Genomic DNA, 22,365 nt, shown 5'->3' on the forward strand with positions numbered 1-22,365 from the left:
GCTCTAATTAAAGCACATTCTCAACAGGCATGTAGTCGTAGCCAAGATCACGTGCCACTGCTTCGTAAGTGACATGACCGCCCGCTGTATTTACGCCTGGTTTTAACGCAGGGTTCTCCTGAATCGCTCTTACAACACCTTTGTTTGCGATCTGTACCGCATATGGCACAGTCACGTTTGTAAGTGCGATTGTAGACGTTCGCGGAACAGCACCAGGCATATTCGCAACAGCATAATGAACGACACCGTGCTTTGTATAGGTTGGGTTATCGTGAGTCGTAATACGGTCTACTGTCTCAACGATTCCGCCCTGGTCAATAGCAACATCCACAATAACAGAGCCCGGCATCATTTCCTTAATCATATCCTCAGTAACAAGACGAGGCGCCTTTGCTCCGGGAATTAATACGGCCCCGATGAGAAGGTCTGATTCTTTTACCGCTTGAGCTATGGAAATCGGGTTACTCATAAGTGTGTTGATTTCCGTACCGAAAATATCGTCCAGCTGACGGAGACGTTCCGGATTCACATCAATAATCGTAACGTCAGCGCCGAGTCCCATGGCAATTTTGGCTGCGTTTGTTCCAACAACTCCGCCGCCAATAATGGTAACTTTTCCACGTTTAACACCCGGCACACCTGAGAGGAGCACGCCGCTTCCGCCTTTTGGCTTTTCAAGGAACTGGGCCCCGATCTGAGCAGCCATACGTCCGGCAACCTCACTCATTGGTGTAAGGAGAGGAAGCGTACGGTTTACTTCCACCGTTTCGTAGGCAATGGCCGTTACTTTGCTCTCTGTAAGTGCTTTTGCAAGCTCAGGGACTGCTGCCAAATGGAGATATGTAAATAAGACTAGTCCTTCACGGAAATATTGATATTCGGATTCGAGAGGCTCTTTTACTTTCATCACCATGTCTGCACGATTCCAAACATCTTTGGCTTCAGTCAGAATTTTTGCCCCTGCCTCCTGGTAATCCTCATTTGTGAAGCCGCTTCCAATTCCTGCATTCTTTTCAACATAAACATCATGTCCGGCCTGCTTTAAAAGCAGTACACCCCCAGGTGTCAAGGCAATTCTGTTTTCGTTATTCTTAATCTCACCGGGTACCCCTATCTTCATGATAAACCCTCCTTAAACGTCTCTGTTACTGTGTAAGTCAGTTAAATGGTCAAACTTGCCACCTCCATTTTATCGAAAGTCCGGCAACTGTTCCACCTTTTATTTCCCCACTCTAATTAAAAGAATATACTGCTTCAAGAGTGGGGATAAAGGATTATCTTCCTCTGGGTCATTTCTCTAGTTCATGCGCTCAGAGCGGTAATCCAGGGCAATCTTTGAATCGATAAAACCGGCTGTGTCTGTGGTACCTTGCAGTGCGACATAATCGGCCTTTTTAACACCGTAATATACAAGATATTCTCCGTTTTGATACCTGACATGGAGCTGCTGGTTCATGTCATCATAAGCCAGCGACTTGACCTGCTGATCATTGACCTGTACAAATTCCATTTCCATACTATACGCCTCCTTGAGTAATATAAGGTAAAAGTCCTTATTGTTAAGATACCCGACATATTAAAAAGAAAACGGACACAGTCAGAGTGGTATAGGAGAATAATGTAAAAATGATGTAGAGAAAAGGGAGATAGACCCTTGTGCTTTTCTTTGTCTGAATATTACAATATCATTACAAAGGTAGCGGAGAGTGATTGTCTTTATGTGGGCACTTGGACAATCAGGAGCTGGTAGTGCAACCGACCTTAGTGTTATTAAGGTCGGCTATTTTTATGCAGTTGGCCATGAAAGAGGAGGACTACAATTTGTATAAGGGACTCGAGTTCAATAAACAAAACCTTGCTTATTTTATAGAACGTCTCAATCAGACTCTTGAAGAAGACGCTATTTACTTTATGGTTGATGGAAAGGAAACGATCAGGTATGCAAGCGATTCGTTTTTTCACTTTACCGGACTTCATCACCACCATGTGCTTGGGACAGACCATCGGAGGTTTCTAATCCTGCTGAGAGGGAAAAAAGCGATGGTTAAAAGCGCAGAAGGCGTACTTCATTCCTTTACGTTCTCAAAACTTACAATGCCGAAATACAATCCACTTGACCCGGCATTTTCGTTCTTCGTTTTACACCCCTGCGAGGAAATTACGGCTTCCTTTATTGACGAAAGGACGGGCCTTCCGAACAAACGGGCACTTCTTGAGGTGATGAAGAAGCACGAAAAACAGCCGTTCACCCTCGTTTACGGCAGGTTTACTGAAAGAGAAGACAGGTGGGCAGAAGGGTTAAAAAACGCCCAATCTCATGAGAGAAGCATTTACGTAATCGATGAATTTACCTTTTGCTGTTTTGTTAAAGGCAGGGTGAGTGAGCAAGAGGCAGAGGAAAAAATAACAGAATGTCTAAACCCCTTCAAGTGTATTCTCACAGCAGTGGTGAATGAACATTCATCCAGTGGTACCGAGGAACTTTTGAAAAGAGCAAAGCAGAAAAATGATACCGGGCAAAACAAAGCAGAAATGATGGAGGAAAGGCTGAAACAAGCGATACATAATCAAAGTCTTTCCCTGGTTTATCAGCCCCAGGTCGATCTCCATAAAGAAAAAGTGATCGGGGTGGAAGCACTCCTTCGCTGGAATGACGAAGTGCTGGGATGTGTAGCTCCTCTCACGTTTATTCCAGTTGCGGAAAAAACAGGCCTGATTAAGGACATTGGTCTCTGGGTCCTGGAAGAGGCATGCAGACAGGCTTCTCTATGGAAAAAAGAAGGTCTGCCTGTAAGGATGTCTGTTAATATATCAGCAGTCCAGTGCAGGGATCGGGAATTCATTCAACAACTGGGGGAGATTATCCGTAAAACAGATATGAATCCATGGTTGTTAAGTCTTGAAATCACGGAGAGCTTTCTTCTGTCTCAATTGCAGAATGGACAGGAAGTGCTTGAAGGAATAAAAGAACTTGGTGTCCATTTATCCATAGACGACTTTGGAACCGGATACTCTACGCTCAGCTACCTGAAGAATTTTCCGGTCGATTCATTGAAAATTGATCAGTCATTTATCAGGGATGTCCTTATTAAAGAAAAGGACGAAGTGATTGTTACCTCTGTTATTAAGCTGGCACGTAACATGAATGTCAAAGTGGTTGCAGAAGGGGTGGAGTCCAGTGAAGTACTTACGTTTTTAAAGGAAAATGACTGCGATGAAGTCCAGGGATACTTGTACTGCAAGCCGCTTCCGCCACACGAGGTTACACCTTTTCTTCTGGACGGTTCTGCACGGCAGATTCTCTCGTGAGGCTGCAGTTTCTGACAATCACGTGAACAACCTATACGAATCGCCTCTTTCGTATTATGATAAGTCCATATGTTAAAATAGGAGAGATGCATCCGTGAAAGATAATAAAGCAGTTGAATATGGACTTTTTGCTGCATGGGCCATCGCATTTACGGCAACGCTCGGATCTCTTTATTTTTCAGAAATAAGAATGTTCATTCCGTGCGAACTGTGCTGGATTCAGCGGATTTTTATGTACCCGCTTGCGATTACCCTTGCCATTGCAGCAGTAAAGAAAGACGCAAAACAGGCTGTTTATGCCCTGCCTCTCAGCGTAATCGGTATGTTGATTTCTCTGTATCACTATTTGGTACAGAAAGTGCCGGCTATGGCACAAACATCTGATTTTTGCGGCGTCGTACCTTGTAATTATCAATACATTAACGTGTTTGGCTTTATTACGATTCCGTTTCTTGCTTTTATTGCTTTTGCTGCAATTTCTGTATTATTGATCGTTGTACTGGCTAAATCGAAGGAGTGAACAACATGAAGAAAATCATTATCTTCGGGGTTGCCGTTGTGATTATTTTTGGTGCACTTGCATTTGTCACGTCGTATCAGAATCAGCAGCAATCTGAAGGAAACCCATATGGTAAAGACCGTCTTCATCAGGAAACGATTGATACCCTTGATGACCCGAATTATGACAACATCATTCTTCCGGATGAGCTGGATGAAAAGATTGAGAATGAAGAGGATTTTACTGTTTATTATTTCAGCCCTGCCTGCCAGGCTTGTAACCAGGTAAGTCCTGTTATTATTCCAATGGCAGATGAAAAAGATATTGACCTGCACTTATTTAATTTACTCGAGTTTGACAACGGGTTCAGTCAATTTGGCATTGATGGAACACCGACGCTGATTCATTATGAGAATGGTGAAGAAGTGGAACGGATATACGGTGCTGCAGACCAGCCGACATATGAATGGTTCTACGATGATATCGTACTTGGTGAGGAATAATTCATAAAAAAGAAGCTACCTTTGAGGTTTGTTATTAAACCTTTAGGGGCAGCTTCTTTTTAATTGGGTTAGACAACTTTTCAGCTTCGGTGAACGGAATACACTCCCTTTCCGCGCACTCGCGCCGAGTCTACCCGGTGAGATGTAAGGTCTCGTCTGTCTCTCACTTCCGCAGGAATTTTGCGTATTCCGTTCAACTCCGCACGATGCGCTGAAAAATCAGAGGAACTGGGTAACTCAGCTGAAAAAAGACAGTATGCTTATCTTCATGCTTTATGGTGCGAATGAATTAGGTTTGATAGCTGTTTGATAGCTGTGTTAAAGAGCATTGCTGATTTATTAAATATGGTGGTTGCAGGGAATACGCTACACTCCTGCAGAAACTGCTGTTTATACTGACATCGTCGGTTCTTTTTCAGGAGTATCGTGCTTTTCAATTACGACAGGAAGCTGGATGATAAACTCTGTTCCTTCTCCGACCTTACTGTTGACCTGTATATGTCCGCCCCAGGAGCGGATAATACTGAATGACACCATTAATCCAAGGCCCGTTCCTTTTTCCTTGGTGGAATAATACGCTGTGCCCAGCTGTTTGACTTCTTCTTTTGTCATCCCGCTGCCTGTGTCTGCAATTTTTATTCGGATGTGCTGGCCGGTATGGCCGGCAGACAAAAACAGCTTTCCCCCTTGTGGCATCGCTTCGATACCGTTTTTGGCTAAATTTAAAACAACCTGGGTGAGCTCTTTTTCATCGCCTCTGATTTTTAAATGAGACGGAACGTCAAGATAGACCGAAACATTGTTCATAAGGGCGTAGGCCTGAATGGTGTGCCTTACTTTATCCATCGTAAAAGCAACATTGATCGTTTCAAGTTCCACATCTTTTGGCTTTGCGAGGGATAAATAGTCACTGATAATCAGCTGGGCCCTGTCAATTTCAGAGAGGGTAAGCTGCATGTATTTCTTTTCGTTTTCCGTCAGGTTGGCATTCGATTGAAGAAGCTGAATGAAGCCTCGTGCCACTGTCATAGGATTTCTTACTTCATGTGCAACAGAAGCAGCAAGCTCGCTGACAAGGCGGAGCTGTTCACTTTTTCTTAAATCACCTTTAAGACGTTCGTTTAAAAGGATCTTTTCAAGTGTATAGATAACAAGAAACGATACACATGAGTAGATAAAGAAGAACTGTACCATGTAATACGCAATTTCAGTTCTCGTATCGGCAAAGATCGTAGAAGGAAACACCGTCGCAAGAGAGGCAACGATCAGGAGAACCAGCATATAATAAAGAATTTTTTTCGTTAATTTAATGGAATGATAATACTTTGAAAAACCAAGAAAAAAGAGATATACTAGTGAACTGAAATAAATGGCGAACAATATGCTTTCCATTCCAATCCAGATGGCACGATAAGCGTTCTGGAACAAAAGTAAAGCAAGCCCCATACCCCAGCCGCCGTAAAGTGTTCCGATTATCAGGGGAACATGCCGGAGGTCAAAGGTAATTCCGTTGTTTAATACTACAGGAAAGGTCATGGAAAGGACCATGGAGCTCACACAAAGGATAAAGAAGAATATTCTTGTCATTTTCCGGTTACGCTGAAAACCAAAGCCTCCCCAAAAGGTTACATAAAGAAAAATGGGAGTCAGGATGTAAAACAGGTTGTGCAGAAAATCCTTAAAAACACTCATGAAGACTCCTCCCACCTCCAAAACTTTCCTTTATTGTACGAATAAATGCGTGGTAACACAATGGAATTATGGGATAATTGTCAAAAAATAAGGAATATGCCATTATTGTTTTAAGAAGGAGTGGTTAATATGGCACGTTATATTATCACAGGTGTTAGCGGAATCGTCCTTTTATGGGCCATTGCCCTCATTGTTAACTTTCAGATTTACCAGGAAACGACGGTACAAGGGACCGTTATTCATCCGATTGCCGATGGGATCATCTTTTTCCTCATCTTACTCGGTGTTGTGGCTCTGTTTACATTTGTGGTAAAAAAGAATGCAGTAAGAAACGGGGCTGTCGCAGCACTTGGAGCGGCCTTTATCATCCTCGCAGTTGTTCTTTTTTAACGGGGTGATTGGATGAAAGAATAAATATCCCGGATGCCGGAAATGATTATGTCTTAAGAAGCCTTATCCAGTCAGGATTTACCTGACTGGATAAGGCTTTTTATTTAATGTTTTTTTGCATATTAATAAAAAAACATGTTGATTTATTCACTAAGGACGATTATATTATTGTTTATGCATAAAAATCAGGTTCAACCAATAAACAAACCAAAACAACCAATAAGATTGAAGATTCAGAAAGGTTATTGATTGAATCAAAGGGTGAAAATCCTTTGAAATAGATAGTTTATGAGAAGGGGAGGGGGTTATTTTTAGAATACTTAGAACTTTGGCATCAAAATTGCAGTGTATATAGTGTGAATATGAAATTAATGTTGAGGGGGAAATGAACATTGAAAAAAGTTAAAGCGTCCTGGATGGCACTTGCTCTTTCATCCGTCCTGGTACTGGCAGCATGCGGCGGTGAAGAACCCGCAGATACAGGTGAAGACGACACAGGCACAGATGAACCGCAAACAGAAGAAACGGAAGATGAAGGTGACGAAGGAGAGGGAGAAGCGGCTTCAGGGGGAGACCTTACTGTAGGTATCGAAGCCGAGCCTACTTCGATGGATCCTCATAATACGACAGACGGCAACTCCGCTACGATTCAGAGTACGATGATGGAAGGGCTGCTAAGATTCAATGAAAATATGGAAATCGTTCCTGTCCTTGCAGAAGACTATGACTATAGTGACGACGCTACCGAAATTACCTTTTACTTACGTGAAGGCGTAACCTTCCACGATGGAACAGAATTTAACGCTGAGGCTGTAAAAGAAAATATCGATTTTGTCCGTGATACGGATAATGGGATGGCAAGGTCTTCTTTCTTTTCATTTGTAGAGGAAGTCATCGTGGAGGATGACTACACAGTTACAATCGTAGCTGATGAGCCAAACTCTGCCATGGCCTCCTACATGGCCCACTCTTCTGCGGCATTTAAATCAGTAGAAGAGCTGAATAAGAAGCTGGAGGACCCGGATTACAACCTTGACCGTGAAGGTGCTGTTGGTACCGGACCTTTCCAATTTGTCGAGTGGCGTGACAGTGAGCACGTTGTTGTCGAGAAATTCGATGACTACTGGAATGAGGAGGAAGCAGCAAGAGTGGACGCCATTACCTTCCGCCCTGTTCAGGAAGCAAGTACGCGGGTGAACATGCTTCGTACAGGCGAAGTGGACGTCATCACACCAATTCCAACCTTAAATGCCGCTGAATTGGAAAATGAAGAGGATCTTGATCTTTACACAGGGTCAAGTACGGATCTTTACTATATCGGAATGAACTTCCAAAACGAAAACTACGATGACCTTAAAGTGCGTCAGGCTATGAACCATGCAGTAGATAAAGATGGTCTTATCGCCCAGGTTCTTGACGGCTACGGTCAGGTTGCTGATTCTGCCATTGCTCCGGCCGTATATGGGTACGCAGGGCAGTCTGTCTACGAGTATGACCTTGAGCTTGCTCAGGAACTGATGGATGAAGCAGGGTATGAAGACGGGTTCGAAGCTACCCTCTGGACACGTAACAGCACCGAGTTTCTCAGTGTTGCAGAGTACGTGGCTATCCAGCTTGCTGAGATCGGCATCGATGTGGAAGTAGAAGCTTATGAATCTGGTACGTTGTTTGACATGCTCGATGCTGGTGAAGGCACGGATCTGTGGATCGGCCGCTGGTCTCCTGGTACCGGTGAAGCTGACTATGGTTTACGTCCGAACTTCGCCTCTGACCGGGTCCCGCCTAACTTCAACAACTCAGGATTCTATGTTAACGAAGAGCTTGATGTCATGTTTGATGACGCCATCTCCACTCCTGATGAAGACGAAGCAATGGAAACATACGCTGAAATCCAGCAGGTGATTTACGAAGACGCACCGTGGGTATTCCTCCACATTCCGGATGCACTGATTGCCAAAGGTACAAACGTACACGGCATTTACGTACTTCCTTCTGGTGCTGTTCACTTAAACCTGGCGGAAATCCGCTGATTGTCCGGTAAAAAAGAAGAGGGGCTTCGTTGATGGAGCCCCTTTTTTCTCAGTGTGACGATGGCGGCGCTTGTGGTCGGATTTTGTCGAATGACCGATATATTCTGATTAAGGGTCGATAAATCCGTAATAAAGGTCGATAAATTCGCAATAAGGGTCGATAAATCCATAAAAAGGGTCTATAAACTCGCAATAAGGGTCGATAAACCCCAAAGAAGGCTCGATACATTCACTTACCGTGGTGAAAGTATCTACCTTGAGTGCAGCCGGAATCCTCTGATTTAAAACTCTAAAACCTTCATTCAGAAAGAGGTGAGACCATGCTTCAATTTGTACTTAGAAGACTCATAGGCATGATTCCGATCTTATTTATCATAACAATCATTTCTTTCCTGTTCGTTCACCTCACACCGGGTGATCCGATCCGGATTATGTATGGAGCGGAGATTGACCAGGAGACGTATCAGACGCTTCGTGAGCGTGAAGGCTTCAACGATCCGCTTCCTGTTCAATACGGCCGTTATATGAAAGATATGCTTGTGCATGGGGACCTCGGACAATCGTACCGGACACGGGCAGACGTATCCGAAGAAGTCATCCGCCGGTTTGGCTATACCTTTGTCCTAACGATACTGAGTATGTTCTGGGCGATTTTAATCGGAGTTTCTGTAGGTATTATCTCTGCAACAAAACGAAACTCCATCTGGGACAGAGCGGGGATGGTGTCGACCATTACAGCACTCAGTATCCCTGAATTCTGGTTTGGTCTGATGCTCATGCAGATTTTCGCTGTTCAGCTTGGCTGGTTTCCTACAAGCGGAGCCGGAACACCACTGCATATTTTGCTGCCGTCGATTACCCTCGGGTTTGGTGTGGCAGCGACCATTGTACGATTTACCCGCTCCAGTGTCCTCGAAGTGATGCGGGAAGATTACGTGCGGACCGCCCGGGCAAAAGGGCAGAAGGAACGTGTGGTCATCTGGAGTCACGTCCTGAGAAACGCACTCATTCCTGTTGTCACCATGGCAGGTCTGCAGTTTGGCTTTCTCATTGGAGGAGCTGTCGTTGTTGAACAGGTTTTCGCCTGGCCGGGGCTGGGGTCTTATCTGATCGATTCCATTTTGTCCCGTGACTATCCGGTTATACAGGCATTGATTCTATTATTCTCACTGCAGTTTTTAGTTATAAATCTACTGGTGGATATCAGCTATGGATTCTTAAATCCGCAGATCCGCTATGACTGATGGAAAGGAGACAGCCTATGAACACGAATGAGACGAAGCCCTATTCTCCTTTCAGGGAATTCCTTACGAAGTTTTTAAAGCAGAAGATGGCTGTGGCCGCTTTTGCCGTAGTCATTCTGATTTTATTTGTGGGCCTGTTCGGATCGCTACTGGCGCCATACGATCCACACCGCCCGGTTACGTCCCAGTATCCTGGTAAAGGCATAGACCTGGATCAGCTTACCAATGCGTCGGTTACGATTGAAGGGGTTCTCACAGACGGGTCAACCATTGAAGGAGCGGAGATTGCGCAGCTGACGGCCGATTCGGAAAACCGGAGAATTGCATCGATCCGCCGTTCCCAGCGGGGCATTTTAGTGAACGGCAATACGTCGGGCTTTACAAATGCCACAATTGAAAGCGGGGATGTGAGCTCGTCATTCCAGGTAGTGGTGGAAGGGGAGTCTCTCCTGGAAGGAAAAGAGCCGGTCATTTCACAGCTGATCCCATCACAGCCTGAGGGTGTCCTCTCTCCTGGAGATGAGTTTCAACTTAATGTTACGGCCATTTTGACCGATGGAGAAGAGATCACAGAACATGCAGACATTCACGAACTCGCTTTACGTTTGTATGAAACAGAAGAGTCAGAAGAAGTACCTAGCGGCTTCAATGCTCCGGCAAGTGACGCCGAAGCCATTGAAGGGCTGCATTTTTCTTCACTTGATGAGGATGTGGCCGAGGTAAGTGACACGGGCGTTGTTACCGTAACTGGTGAAGGGGACGGGGCGATCCGTATTCAGACGGGTCCTGTAAGTTCCGTTGTTCAAATTGCGGCAGGGGAACAGGCGGAGCCGGTTCTTGCCTACTTAAACGTCAGTGAGCCCAACGTTACGCTCACCGATGTGTATAAGCATCAGCCCCCGTCATCCATTCATTATTTTGGAACAGACCACCAGAACCGTGATATCTTCAGCCGGGTCATTCACGGCACGCAGGATACACTCTTAATCGGATTTGTTTCTGTGGCGATCGGTGCGTTTATCGGGACCGCCCTTGGTCTTTTGGCAGGATTCTACGGCCGCTGGGTGGACAGTGTGGTTACGAGAATGACAGACGTTCTTCTTGCTTTCCCGGGGATCCTTTTAGCCATTGCGGTTATTGCCTTTCTCGGTGCGGGCATTACGAACATCATTTTAGCCGTGGCTGTCTTTACGATTCCTGTATTTATCCGTATTGTCCGTGGTTCAACGCTGGCTTTGAAAGAAATGACCTATGTAGAAGCAGCCCGCTCGATTGGGGTAAAAGATCCGGTTATTATTCTCCGGCATATCTTCCCAGGCACCCTTTCTGTTGTGATGGTTTATCTGACAATGCGGATTGGGGTGGCGATTTTGATCGGGGCCGCCCTCAGTTTCCTTGGACTCGGGGGAGACATTACGGCGCCGGAGTGGGGATCAATGCTGAGTGCTGCAAAAGACAACAGTGGTACTGTGTTTCATGCTACGTTCTTTCCGGGACTGGCCATTGTCATTGCAGTGCTGAGCTTCAATATTCTGGGTGACGGGCTTCGTGACGCCCTCGATCCGAAGCTGAAAGAATAGGTGATACAAATGGCAAATGTACTTGATATAAAAAACCTCGAAGTGAGTTTTAAAAGTGACGGGAAAGATGTGAAAGTCGTAAACGGCATCAGTTTTTCCATTAAAGCCGGTGAAACTGTCGGCGTGGTAGGAGAGTCGGGGTGCGGTAAAAGTGTTACATCCCTATCCATCATGAGGCTGATCCCATCGCCGCCGGGACGGATTTCCGGCGGGGAGATCCACTTTGATGGTGAAAACCTCCTGGATAAAAAAGAGCGGGAAATGCGTAAGATCCGTGGAAATGATATTTCAATGATTTTTCAGGAACCGATGACGTCGTTAAATCCCGTCTTCACTATCGGCAAGCAGATCAATGAAGTGCTGCTTCTTCATAACCGTATGACCCATGCCGAAGCCAGAAAGAAATCAATAGAAATGCTGAAGCTTGTAGGTATTCCCCGGGCGGAGCAGATATACGACAGCCACCCTTACCAGCTGTCGGGAGGCATGAGGCAGCGGGTAATGATTGCCATCGGTCTCGCCTGTGAACCGCGTCTTCTCATTGCTGATGAACCGACGACGGCTCTGGATGTGACAATTCAGGCTCAGATTCTCGATCTGATGCGTGGTCTGAAGGAAAAGACGAATACGGCGATTATGTTCATTACCCACGACCTTGGTGTAGTGGCGGAAATGTGCGACCGTGTGGTAGTGATGTATTCTGGTGAAATTGTAGAAGAAGCAGATGTAGATACGCTCTTTAACGATCCCAAACACCCGTACACGGTCGGACTTCTCGGCTCACTGCCGAAAGTAGATGAAAAACAGGACCGGCTCTTTTCCATATCCGGTCAGGTTCCGGCACCCGGTACTGTGGAAAAAGGATGCCGCTTTGCGGGGCGTTGTGACCATGTGATGCCTCATTGTACACAGGAGGATCCGCCTCTTCTGAAAATGAAGGACGGGCATCATGCCCGCTGCTGGCTTTATGACGACGTACACGGACGAAAGGAGGAAGCAAAAGATGGGCAGACCACTCTTGGACGTGAAAGACCTTAAAATTCATTTTCCCCAGAAAAAGGGCGTAATCAAAAAGCGCGTCACCTATGTGAAGGCGGTCGACGGGATTTCTTTTTCCGTAAATGAAGGGGAGACTCTCGGGCTCGTTGGAGAGTCCGGGTGTGGAAAGTCCACTACAGGACGTGGCATTACCCAGCTTGTTCCTACGACTGACGGTGAAGTTCTTTACGAAGGAACAGATATTGCTTCCCTTTCCAAATCCGATCTTCGTGTGCAGCGTAAAAATATGCAGATGGTGTTTCAGGATCCTTATGCCTCCCTGAATCCCCGTCTTACGGTTGAAGACATTCTTGCGGAGCCGTTGAAGGCCCACGGAGTGAAAGATAAACAGGAACGCAAAAAGCGGATAGAAGAAATGATGGATGTAGTAGGATTAAACCGGGATTTTATCCGAAGATATGCCCATGAATTTTCAGGAGGACAGCGTCAGAGGATCGGTATTGCCCGGGCGCTTATTCTAAACCCGAAGCTCATCATTGCTGATGAGCCTGTAGCGGCCCTGGACGTCTCGATTCAGGCACAGATTCTGAATTTACTTAAAGATCTACAGGAAGATTTCGGGCTCACCTACCTGTTTATTTCCCACGATCTGAGTGTCGTCCGTCACCTGTGTGACCGGGTGGCGGTCATGTATCTCGGGCGTATGGCGGAGATCGGCAATACGGATAAAATCTTTGAAAACCCGCTGCACCCTTACACCCAGACGCTTCTTTCGGCTATTCCGATTACGAACCCGCGAGAGCGGAAAGAACGGATCATTCTCCAGGGGGATGTCCCTTCTCCGGTAGATCCTCCCAAAGGGTGTGCCTTCGTCGGCCGGTGCCCTAAAGCACATGAACGTTGCGGGGTGGAACGTCCGGATCTTCAGAAGATGGACGAGGACCATTATGTAGCCTGTCATTTGTATGATCCGCAATAGAAAGGAGGGAGTGGTATGACAGTAAAGAATTCGATTGAACAAGGGCCGGGTCAGATGGGGCATCTGGCTGTGTACCACTCCTTGAATGGCTGTCAGTATAAAGAAGGGAATGGAGGTGTGGAAGTGAACCTTCCTTCCCTCCTTCAGCCTTTTTACGCGTTACCCCTTTTGACAACCGGTGCAGCGGAAGCGTATCTGTTAACGGACAGGGAGCTGGCTGTCTGCTGTGGTGTGCAGTATGATTCACGTCTTCAAAAAGATATTGAGCTGTCCCTGCTGTTTCGCTTTGGAATTGAACCGGATGAATTTTATGCTTTTACTGACGATCACACTAGTTTAACTGCATCTTATGCAGGAAAGGCAGGTCTGGCCATGTACCTGCAGCACGACTGGCGAGGGGTTTTCAGCCGTACGCATCCGGTCAGTCAAATGACAGAACAACTCTTATCACGGTGGTCCGGTGAAATGGGGCGTTTTTCTGTATTGGGTGTTTCGAGAATGTTTAGTACACTGGGGGATGTAACGGAAGTCAGGGAACATTCCCTGAAAAGAGCCATCGTCAAGCTCAGCCATGTAATGGGAATGAGCTGCGGGCCACATACTGTATCTGCTGGAATATCTCCCTGGCAGATTTGGAGTGATCATGTTACATACGCCGGCATATGGGTGCCGGGGAAAAAAGCAGGTGCTGCTGTTTATGCGCCTCGCAATCACGACCCTCTTATGTTTGAAGAGATGAAAAAGCGTGTGGTCAATAGACTTATCACACAACTGATTTCAGGAGGTGGAATACGTGCTTAAGATAATTAAAGATGTAAGCGTTTATCGTCCGGAATTTTCAGGGAAAAAAGATGTTCTCATTACCGACGGACGAATCGCTCTAATTGAAGACCAAATCAATCTTGAGAGTCTGGACCCGTCATCGTATGATGTGATAGACGGATCGGGGAAACGGTTAATGCCGGGTCTGATCGATGCTCATGTACATATTACCGGGGGCGGGGGTGAAGGGAGTTTTAAAACAAGAACCCCTGAACTCATGCTGTCCGACTGCATCGCAGGTGGAATTACAACGCTGGTCGGCGTCATCGGAACCGACGGAACAACCCGGACGATGACAAATTTGATTGCAAAAGCAAAAGCCCTTAAAGAAGAGGGGATCTCGTGTTATTGCCAAACGGGTTCGTATCAGGTTCCCGTGAAAACTTTAACCGGTTCCATCGAGCAGGACATCATCTTAATTGAAGAGATCATCGGGGCAGGGGAGATTGCCATCTCCGATCACCGCTCCTCACAGCCGACCCGGGCAGAGCTTGCCCGTATTGCAAGCGATGCAAGGGTGGGTGGGATTCTGTCCGGGAAAGCGGGTGTTGTGAACGTTCACCTCGGAGATAGTCCCGACCGGCTCAAACTGATCGAAGAAGTCGTAGAAACAACCGATATACCGATCACCCAGTTCGTTCCGACTCATATTAACCGGAACGAAGGGCTGCTCGAAGCCGGTATCATTTTTGCAAAGAGAGGCGGCTACGTGGACTTTACGACGAGCACAACAAAGGAAATTCTCGAAGGGGACGAAACGAAGTGCAGCCGCGGCCTTAAGAAGATGCTCGACAGCGGTGTCCCCGTTGAACAGATCACCTTCACATCAGACGGCCAGGGAAGTCTGCCGGAGTTTGATGCAAAAGGGAACCTGACCGGCCTTAAGATTGGCCGTGTGACGAGCTTGTACAAGGAAGTCCGGGATGCTGTCCTGGAGGAAGGCATCGCCTTTGAAGATGCCATTAAAGTAGCCACATCCAATGTAGCTGATGTGTACAAGTTTACCGGGAAAGGGCGGGTGGCAGTCGGCGCCGACGCTGATTTGCTTCTCGTGAATGAATCGGATCTGGAAATCGAATCCGTCATGGCCCGGGGGCAGTGGATGATGAAAGACAAAGAGCATTTGATGAAAGGAACATTTGAATAGACGAGAGTTGCAACCCCGGCTGGTGCCGGGGTTTTCATTTTGGAGGAGGCATGAACGGTGCTAACTTGACTAAAGAGAAGGCTAAATGGATCAAGTGGACGTGTAACTTGATTAATTCGACTTTTAACTTGATTAAACCCTTTCCTAACTCGTTTAAAGCCCCCGATTCGCATCTAGATAAAAAATGGCTATTCCCCGTTCCCCAATAAACCCATTTAATATCACACTATGCTATACTTTAACCAGAGGGGTGTCGGACATGAAAGAACGGAAATTGGTTGTTTTGGCAGGCTCGGAGGAAACGAGGAAGACCCTTGTGGCCCAGCTGTCGGAATTTATCGGAACATTCGTGCAAATTGAAAGCTATGCCGTGGATGAAGGGATCGGCCGTGTCATACAGGACCGGGTCGTCTTATTATCTTCATATTTAATAGAAGAAGAGGTGGCTGCTTTTATCGGGAAAGGATGCCACCTGATCACAGCGAAACGGATCGTCAATTTTCACAATATCGATCAGTTGTTTACAGTCTCTAAAGGCACAGAAGCGTTATACGTAAATGATTTCCCGGAAACGGTTAATGAAGCGATTGAGTCTTTAAAGAACCTCGGTATCGACCACATCAAGCTTTATCCTTATTTCCCCGGAAAAAAGATGGTCAAAGACGTATCTCTTGCGATAACACCGGGAGAGATGGAGCTTGTGCCGGACTCAATTAAAGAAGTGATCAACATTGGCCCGCGTCTTATTGACATGACAACGATCATTACCGTTCTCGATAAGCTCGGACTCCTAGAGGAAAAGCAGGAGGAAGTATCAACCCGCTACATACAAACGATTATTCAGCTGAGCCGGCGTCTGGCCGTAGCTACGAGCGAAGCAAATCAGGTAAGTGAACATTTGAAAAAGGTCGTAGACGGGGTCCATGACGGGATCCTTGCAGTGGATCGGAAAGGGAAAATTACGGTGTTCAACGGCATTCTCGAGAAGCTTCTCGGCTTTGAAGGAAAACGTGTGATCGGAAAGAACATTACCGATGTGATTTCGAATAAAGATCTGGTCACATTTATTATGGCTGAAGATGAAAAAGAAGCGAATTGTTATTTTACCGTTGAATATGCCGACGTCATCGTGCACCGCTTTTCCATGGAGGCGGACGGGACCATTGTTGCCACGTTTAAAAATGCGGTGGAAACGATCGAAATGGAAAGAAAGCTCAGAAGAGAACTGGTCAAGCGGGGCCATTATGCAAAATACACCTTCGACGACATTATCGGCCAGAACAAACAGCTGTTGGAAACAAAAGAGATCGCAGAGAAACTGGCGAAAACCCAGTTGACCATTTTAATACAAGGGGAGAGCGGGACTGGAAAAGAGCTGTTTGCAAGCTCAATTCATCACGCTTCGAACCGCCATAACGGTCCTTTTTTGGCCGTGAATTTCAGTGCCCTCCCGGAAGAACTGGTTGAAAGCGAGCTGTTCGGCTATGAAGAAGGAGCGTTTACGGGAGCGAAAAAAGGCGGACGAAAAGGGTTGTTTGAACAGGCGAATGGAGGAACGCTTTTTCTCGATGAAATAGGGGACATCAGCTTGAAAGTGCAAGCCCGTCTGCTTCGGGTCCTTCAGGAAAAAGAACTCCTGAGAATTGGGGGAAGTGAAATTATTCCTGTGGATGTAAGAGTCGTTGCAGCAACGAACAGGAACCTCCTTGAACTCATTGAGAAAGGAGAGTTCCGGGAAGATCTGTATCACCGGTTAAAGGTGCTGTTTATCCAATTGCCGGAGCTCCGGAAGCGAAAAGACGACATGGAGGCGCTGATCCGGTATTTCATGCACCAGTCCGGGCGGATGGATGTGAAAATTGAGGCTGAAGTTCTTGATCAGCTTAAGCGGTATCATTGGTACGGCAACATTCGTGAGCTTAAGAACACAATTGATTACATGCTTGCCGTCTGTGAGGATCATGTCATCCGTATAAAAGATATTCCGAACGAGAGCTTTTTTCAGTCAAAGCGGTTCGGAACAAATGAACGTGGGGAAAAGCAGCATGCCTATTCTAAATATCCGGACACGGGCTCTTCTATAGAAGAAAAGGAGCTCGTTACCGTTCTGCAATTCATCAGAGAGATTGAACAGAAGGGGCTGGCCATCAGCCGCCAGCGAATCTCCGAGTTCAGCCGGAACTCCAGTCTTCCCCTCTCAGAGCAGCAAGTGAGGTACCGGATGGACCTTCTGCAGGAGCGTGGGTTTGTGGAGAAATCAAGAGGTCGTCTCGGCTCAAAAATGACCGAAAAGGGGCGGGGCTTTCTCGAAACGGTCTATACAGGAAAATGAGTAAGCCATCCCAAAGGGCAGACAAAGCCTTTTTGGATGGCTTTTTGTTTAATATGTATATGATGAGGGGTGACCTGGAGGGTATGACGGACCGGAGTATAGATGAGGCAATGATTATACAGAATGAATGGGACTTTTACTTTAGGCATGGTTTGCAAAACTGACTGAAAAAGAGTTCAAACTCAGCTTCATGGAACGGAATCCGCTCCCTTTCCGCGGCCTTGAGAGGAGCCCTCTCAGGCCTATGCCATTGCGGGGGCTCATCTGTTTCGCACTTCCGCAGGAGTCTCGCGTATTCTGTTCAACTCCGCACAAGGCGTTGTAGGGATAAGATAACTCATCCTAAAAAAGAACCCATGCCTGTTTTCATCCGTAATGGTGCAAATAGATCATCATAATCCTGTTCTCTAAAGTGTAGAAAGGAAAGAACAAGCTGCCTTCAGCTTTATTTACATAGAAAACTGAAGTGCGACAACAGTTCACATTTTGTTCACACTCGATTGTTTGACTTTGAAAAGGTCGGGAGATTATAGTTAAGAAAGTTAACGGTTAACTTTCTTAATTTTTAGCTGTTTTTCGGATAACTTGTTAAAAATGGAGCGAAAGGCGGCGACTCCGGCGGGAATAGCATCGACTACGAGCGGTTACACCATGTATTAGCTCCGAATTGCTTCGACGCAGATACTTCGAAGACTAAGTGAGTAGGAAAAAGCAGAAGCCAACTTCCCTAGGAGGCTGAAGTGTTGCCTGCGGAAAGCATACGCCTGTAGCGGAATTACCCATTGTAAGAGGAGCGATTTTTACGAAAAGGGCGTCATTTTTTTGTCTGAGAAGGGACGATTGAAATGAAAATAGAAGATACAGTGCTTGAAATTGAGCAGCTGGTTGTAGACGTTATGATGATGATCCAGCATGAATTTGGTACAGAATATGACAACCGTCTGTCTTCAAATCAGCAGGTGCTGCTGTATTTAATCGGCCGCCACGAAGTGAAGTATGTAAAAGATCTTTCCCATCACTTGAATGTGTCGCCGAGTGCAGTCAGTCAAATGCTTTCAAAACTTGAGCAGATGGAGCTTGTTAAACGAAAGCCCAACGAAGAAAACCGCCGTACGGTTCCCTTTGAGCTGGACGACGAGGGCATTGTGCTTCTTGAGCATATGGAAAGAACGAGGCAGACGATCATGACCAAATACTTAACGAAGATACCGGAAGATGATTTGGCTCATTTCCGTGATGTGTATAAAAAACTCAGAGACATCATGTTAGAGGAGAAAGAGGGGAGTAAGGAATGAAAATAACGAATTTTTCAATACGGAGACCAGTCTTTACCTTGGTAGCAATGACGCTGTTTTTGCTGCTCGGACTCATTTCACTCATAAACATACCATTAAAGCTCATCCCGGATATTGATCCGCCGATCGGAGCAGTAGTAACAAGCTACCCTGATGCTTCGCCTCAGGAAGTAGCTTCACAGGTTTCTGAACCGATGGAAGAAAGCCTGTCGACGCTGCCAGGATTGAATAATATCAGTTCCATTTCAATGGAAGGCTCATCACTCACCTTGCTTGAGTTTTCATGGGCCACTTCTATTGATGATGTGGAAAATGATATTTTGACAAACATGAATCAGACGCCCCTTCCTGATGATGCGTCCGATCCAAGGTTCTTAAAGTTTGACCCCTCTCAGTTTCCGATCATCCAGATGTCTTTGTCTTCTGTTACAGGCGATGCCTCTGAACTGGGTGAACTTGTAGGAGACCTTGAACAGGAGCTTCTCAAAATTGACGGTGTTGGTTCCATTGATACATTAGGTGATGTTGTCGATGAAATTCGCATCAGTTTAAACCAGGATGACCTGGAAGAGTACGGCCTTACCCAGGACGAAGTGGTTTCTGCCCTGCAGGCTCACAATGTGACGCAACCGGGGGGGAATGTAAGAAGCGGTGATTTTGAACTGACGACCCGTGTATTGTTTGAACTCACAAGTGTAGAAGATATCGAAAATGTTGTTGTCACACAGGATCTTGAGAGTGGAGATGATGTGACTGTTTCGGATATTGGAACCGTTGAACTTACGCCTGAAGCGAGCGATGTTGTGACACGTACGAACCAGGATGCTTCGATTCTCCTGAGTGTGCAGCAACAGTCCGATGCCAATACGGCTGAGGTTTCAAGGGCGTTTAATGAACGCCTTGAGGAACTGCTGGAAGGTGACCGCTACCAGGATATTGACACGGCCATGTTGTTTGACCAGGGGGAATTTATAGAAGAGGCGATTTCTAACGTATCGATGGCACTCATTGCCGGTGGTGTGTTTGCCATGCTCGTTCTTTTCATTTTCCTGCGCAGCTTTAAAACACCGTTGCTGATCGGAATCGCCATTCCGTTTTCGGTTATTGTGACATTCGTTCTTCTTTACTTTACAAACTTCTCGTTAAATATTATGACCCTCGGGGGACTCGCCCTTGGTATCGGGATGCTTGTGGACAACTCGATTGTTGTTATTGAAAACATCTACAGGCATCTTAGTATGAAGAAAGACCCGGCTCAGGCTGCCCGGGACGGAGCCAAAGAGGTTGCCGGAGCGATTACGGCATCTACCCTTACGACCGTTTCTGTATTTTTACCGGTTATTTTTATTACCGGAATTGTAGGGAACTTGTTCCGTGAGTTTGCCCTCACCGTATCATTCAGCCTGTTTGCCTCACTTGCCGTAGCACTCACAGTCGTACCGATGCTTGCGGCAAGATGGTTAAAGGAACCGAAAGAAAACGAAGAGGAAAAACGCCGGAACTCACGCTTTGTGATGATGTTTGACCGTTCAGCGCGGTGGTCCCTCCGCCACAGGTTAGGTGTGTTGTTTATCACTCTCCTTCTGCTTATTGGAGGAGGCGTGGGGGTAACGACTGTCGGCACAGAATTCCTGCCTGCAACAGACGAAGGATTCTTCCAGGTGGAAATTGAAATGGAAAACGGGACGCCCCTTGAAGATACATTTGCTGTTATTGAAAGCGTAGAAGAAGTACTCGATGGGGAGTCGCTCATCAAGGATTACACGAGTGTGACTGGCTCTGGCGGTCAGGAAGACAACGTTATGGGCAGCGGGGGCTCAGACGAAGGGTTTATCTATGTGTCTATGGTTTCGACTGCAGACCGTAACGTCACAACGATGGAGTTTGCAGAATCCCTCCGCCGTGACATCGAACGGGCAGCTGAAGACGCTGAAGAGGTGTCGATTCAGCTTGAAGCTTCCTTTGGGGGCAATCCTAATACGTACACATTCAATGTAAGTGATACGAATCCGAACCGGCTCGATGAGGCAGTTGAGGAGATTTATGAAGAATTGTCCGGAATGAGCGAATTCCAGGAAGTGAACAACGATCGTACAGATACCGTGCGTGAAGTGCAGATTTCAATTGATGATGAAGCCGCCCGTGAAGAAGGCTTCACTCCTGCACAGATTGCGAATGCTGTGAACTCCATCATGCGTGGGACCACAGCTACGCAGATTGTAACGGGTGATAATGATGTCTATGAGGTGCGTGTTCAGTATCAAGAAGAATTCATAGAAGACCTGGAGGCACTTGAGGATCTCCTTATCCGCAACAATGAAGGGGAGTACGTAGCTCTTAGTGATATTACTGAAATTGAAGAAGGTGACGGTCCGGTACAAATCAACCGGATCAACCAGGAAGAAGCGGTTCAGTTTACCCTTCAATACGGTACACAGTATAACCTGGGGGACATTGGCCAGCTCATCCAATCGACCATCGACGATCTGGACCTGGATGAAGAAACGACGGTTGCTGTTACCGGTGACCAGGAGCTTCTCGATGATGCCCTTGGTGATCTGGTCTTGGCCTTGATACTGGCGATTGTGTTTGTTTACCTGGTCATGGCTGCCCAGTTTGAGTCTCTTCGTTATCCACTGGTCATTATGTTCAGTGTGCCTCTTGTTTTAATCGGGGTAGCGATTGGACTTACGGTAACGCAGACACCAGTAAGTGTGATGGGCTTTATCGGCTTTATTGTTCTGGCCGGTATTGTCGTCAACAATGCGATTGTACTGGTGGATTATATTAACAAACGTAAAGAGGCAGGCCTCAGAAGCTATGATGCGATCGTTGAAGGGGTGAAAGACCGTGCCCGTCCGATCTTTATGACAGCAGCAACAACGATCCTGGGTCTTGTACCACTGGCACTGGGATTTGGTGAAGGAACCGAGCTCCAGCAGCCGCTTGCGATTACAGTTATCAGCGGTCTGATCAGTGGAACGTTCCTGACGCTGTTCTTTATCCCGGTTATCTACAGCTTCTTTGATAAAGAAACACGTAATCTGAATAAGAAGTATGTGACACCTGATGGTCAGCTCGTACCGGCTTATCTCCTTGATGAGCGGTATACCAATGACCAGGGGAGAAGCCGTCAGCAGATGATTGCTGATGGGAAGAAAGAGCAGGAAGAACTTGACTTCCAGGAGTTTTACCGGGAAAAAGAAATTGATTCCCGTGAGTCAGCTTATCTCGATGAGCCAAAGGATGTGCGGGAGGCTGAATTCCGTGAGGTTGACAGGAACGGAGAAAAACAGGATGACCGTTTCATTTATGACCCGGACAATCCGCCGAAATTTCCTTCCCGTAAAGACCGTCACCGTCTCGACAACATGTCAAACGATGAGTTTCTGGATATGCTCGACACCTTTGTAAAACGCAACAAACGAAGAGATGATGAATAGATAACTCAGCGCGGGTCCCGGAATGGGGCCTGCGTTTTTTTTAGGAATTTATCTTGTAATTTTCTGATAAGTAAGTATAATGTATTTTAATCCGAGTAAAC

Annotated in this window: 17 protein-coding genes and 1 riboswitch; of the genes, 14 read left to right on the top strand and 3 right to left on the bottom strand. The window is 46.4% G+C overall.

The window, feature by feature from the left end; all coding sequences use genetic code 11:
* Positions 1-7: 7 nt before the first annotated feature.
* Together ald and JSY36_RS17975 are read right to left on the bottom strand one after the other, a co-directional pair.
* The gene (ald, locus tag JSY36_RS17970) at positions 8-1,120 is read right to left on the bottom strand and encodes an alanine dehydrogenase (RefSeq protein WP_205167427.1); all 1,113 of its coding nucleotides are present in this window, start codon (positions 1,118-1,120) and stop codon (positions 8-10) included.
* A gap of 177 nt (positions 1,121-1,297) precedes the next feature.
* A complete protein-coding gene (locus JSY36_RS17975) occupies positions 1,298-1,516 on the bottom strand; it encodes a KTSC domain-containing protein (protein WP_205167428.1) in 219 nt (72 codons plus the stop codon).
* Between the two features lie 170 nt (positions 1,517-1,686).
* Positions 1,687-1,770, top strand: a riboswitch (cyclic di-GMP riboswitch).
* A 51-nt stretch (positions 1,771-1,821) separates the two neighbouring features.
* Between JSY36_RS17975 and JSY36_RS17980 the strand changes: the two genes are divergently transcribed.
* The 3 genes from JSY36_RS17980 to JSY36_RS17990 all read left to right on the top strand — a co-directional run bounded on the left by JSY36_RS17980 (position 1,822) and on the right by JSY36_RS17990 (position 4,311).
* Positions 1,822-3,309 (top strand): putative bifunctional diguanylate cyclase/phosphodiesterase, encoded by a 1,488-nt coding sequence (locus JSY36_RS17980; protein WP_205167429.1) that lies wholly within the window; start codon positions 1,822-1,824, stop codon positions 3,307-3,309.
* 94 nt (positions 3,310-3,403) lie between these two features.
* On the top strand, positions 3,404-3,829 hold the full coding sequence (locus JSY36_RS17985) for a disulfide oxidoreductase (RefSeq protein WP_205167430.1): 426 nt from the start codon (positions 3,404-3,406) through the stop codon (positions 3,827-3,829).
* Positions 3,830-3,834: 5 nt separating this feature from the next.
* Positions 3,835-4,311 carry a thioredoxin family protein gene (locus tag JSY36_RS17990; protein WP_205167431.1) on the top strand — a complete coding sequence of 159 codons (477 nt, stop codon included), beginning with the start codon at positions 3,835-3,837 and terminating at the stop codon, positions 4,309-4,311.
* Positions 4,312-4,701: 390 nt separating this feature from the next.
* Here the strand turns inward: JSY36_RS17990 and JSY36_RS17995 are convergent, their stop codons facing one another.
* Positions 4,702-6,003 (bottom strand): ATP-binding protein, encoded by a 1,302-nt coding sequence (locus tag JSY36_RS17995; protein WP_205167432.1) that lies wholly within the window; start codon positions 6,001-6,003, stop codon positions 4,702-4,704.
* A gap of 129 nt (positions 6,004-6,132) precedes the next feature.
* On the opposite strand from JSY36_RS17995, the gene JSY36_RS18000 reads away from it, so the two are divergent.
* The 11 genes from JSY36_RS18000 (at position 6,133) to JSY36_RS18050 (ending at position 22,264) form a co-directional block, all read left to right on the top strand.
* Positions 6,133-6,393, top strand: a complete 261-nt coding sequence (locus tag JSY36_RS18000) for a hypothetical protein (protein ID WP_122897659.1) — start codon at positions 6,133-6,135, stop codon at positions 6,391-6,393.
* Positions 6,394-6,785: 392 nt separating this feature from the next.
* On the top strand, positions 6,786-8,423 hold the full coding sequence (locus tag JSY36_RS18005; protein ID WP_236785120.1) for a glutathione ABC transporter substrate-binding protein: 1,638 nt from the start codon (positions 6,786-6,788) through the stop codon (positions 8,421-8,423).
* 320 nt (positions 8,424-8,743) lie between these two features.
* Complete coding sequence (gene nikB / locus JSY36_RS18010) at positions 8,744-9,667, top strand: nickel ABC transporter permease (protein ID WP_122897658.1); 924 nt, start codon at positions 8,744-8,746, stop codon at positions 9,665-9,667.
* Between the two features lie 17 nt (positions 9,668-9,684).
* Positions 9,685-11,247 carry an ABC transporter permease gene (locus JSY36_RS18015; protein ID WP_205167433.1) on the top strand — a complete coding sequence of 521 codons (1,563 nt, stop codon included), beginning with the start codon at positions 9,685-9,687 and terminating at the stop codon, positions 11,245-11,247.
* A gap of 9 nt (positions 11,248-11,256) precedes the next feature.
* On the top strand, positions 11,257-12,285 hold the full coding sequence (locus JSY36_RS18020; RefSeq protein WP_205167434.1) for an ABC transporter ATP-binding protein: 1,029 nt from the start codon (positions 11,257-11,259) through the stop codon (positions 12,283-12,285).
* A complete protein-coding gene (locus JSY36_RS18025; RefSeq protein WP_205167435.1) occupies positions 12,251-13,225 on the top strand; it encodes an ABC transporter ATP-binding protein in 975 nt (324 codons plus the stop codon). The genes JSY36_RS18020 and JSY36_RS18025 overlap by 35 nt, the downstream gene beginning before the upstream one ends.
* A 15-nt stretch (positions 13,226-13,240) precedes the next feature.
* Complete coding sequence (locus tag JSY36_RS18030; RefSeq protein WP_205167436.1) at positions 13,241-14,026, top strand: asparaginase; 786 nt, start codon at positions 13,241-13,243, stop codon at positions 14,024-14,026.
* Positions 14,019-15,194 carry a beta-aspartyl-peptidase gene (gene iadA, locus JSY36_RS18035; protein ID WP_205167437.1) on the top strand — a complete coding sequence of 392 codons (1,176 nt, stop codon included), beginning with the start codon at positions 14,019-14,021 and terminating at the stop codon, positions 15,192-15,194. Before JSY36_RS18030 ends, iadA begins: the two co-directional genes overlap by 8 nt.
* Positions 15,195-15,453: 259 nt before the next feature.
* Entirely contained in the window at positions 15,454-17,526 is a 2,073-nt protein-coding gene (locus tag JSY36_RS18040) for a sigma 54-interacting transcriptional regulator (RefSeq protein WP_205167438.1), read from the top strand.
* A gap of 845 nt (positions 17,527-18,371) precedes the next feature.
* Complete coding sequence (locus JSY36_RS18045) at positions 18,372-18,821, top strand: MarR family winged helix-turn-helix transcriptional regulator (protein WP_122897651.1); 450 nt, start codon at positions 18,372-18,374, stop codon at positions 18,819-18,821.
* Positions 18,818-22,264: an efflux RND transporter permease subunit gene (locus tag JSY36_RS18050; RefSeq protein ID WP_205167439.1), complete on the top strand. Its 3,447-nt coding sequence runs from the start codon at positions 18,818-18,820 to the stop codon at positions 22,262-22,264. Before JSY36_RS18045 ends, JSY36_RS18050 begins: the two co-directional genes overlap by 4 nt.
* Positions 22,265-22,365: the final 101 nt, after the last annotated feature.

This window comes from Alteribacter salitolerans, assembly GCF_016901055.1.
Taxonomy (GTDB): Bacteria; Bacillota; Bacilli; order Bacillales; family Salisediminibacteriaceae; genus Alteribacter; species Alteribacter keqinensis.

What these genes read in the sequence shown, in the direction of transcription:
- ald (WP_205167427.1), bottom strand. Translation starts at nt 1,120, where the DNA reads ATGAAGATAGGGGTACCCGGTGAGATTAAGAATAACGAAAACAGAATT.
- JSY36_RS17975 (WP_205167428.1), bottom strand. Translation starts at nt 1,516, where the DNA reads ATGGAAATGGAATTTGTACAGGTCAATGATCAGCAGGTCAAGTCGCTG.
- JSY36_RS17990 (WP_205167431.1), top strand. Translation starts at nt 3,835, where the DNA reads ATGAAGAAAATCATTATCTTCGGGGTTGCCGTTGTGATTATTTTTGGT.
- JSY36_RS17995 (WP_205167432.1), bottom strand. Translation starts at nt 6,003, where the DNA reads ATGAGTGTTTTTAAGGATTTTCTGCACAACCTGTTTTACATCCTGACT.
- JSY36_RS18000 (WP_122897659.1), top strand. Translation starts at nt 6,133, where the DNA reads ATGGCACGTTATATTATCACAGGTGTTAGCGGAATCGTCCTTTTATGG.
- nikB (WP_122897658.1), top strand. Translation starts at nt 8,744, where the DNA reads ATGCTTCAATTTGTACTTAGAAGACTCATAGGCATGATTCCGATCTTA.
- JSY36_RS18015 (WP_205167433.1), top strand. Translation starts at nt 9,685, where the DNA reads ATGAACACGAATGAGACGAAGCCCTATTCTCCTTTCAGGGAATTCCTT.
- JSY36_RS18020 (WP_205167434.1), top strand. Translation starts at nt 11,257, where the DNA reads ATGGCAAATGTACTTGATATAAAAAACCTCGAAGTGAGTTTTAAAAGT.
- JSY36_RS18025 (WP_205167435.1), top strand. Translation starts at nt 12,251, where the DNA reads ATGGGCAGACCACTCTTGGACGTGAAAGACCTTAAAATTCATTTTCCC.
- JSY36_RS18030 (WP_205167436.1), top strand. Translation starts at nt 13,241, where the DNA reads ATGACAGTAAAGAATTCGATTGAACAAGGGCCGGGTCAGATGGGGCAT.
- JSY36_RS18040 (WP_205167438.1), top strand. Translation starts at nt 15,454, where the DNA reads ATGAAAGAACGGAAATTGGTTGTTTTGGCAGGCTCGGAGGAAACGAGG.
- JSY36_RS18045 (WP_122897651.1), top strand. Translation starts at nt 18,372, where the DNA reads ATGAAAATAGAAGATACAGTGCTTGAAATTGAGCAGCTGGTTGTAGAC.
- JSY36_RS18050 (WP_205167439.1), top strand. Translation starts at nt 18,818, where the DNA reads ATGAAAATAACGAATTTTTCAATACGGAGACCAGTCTTTACCTTGGTA.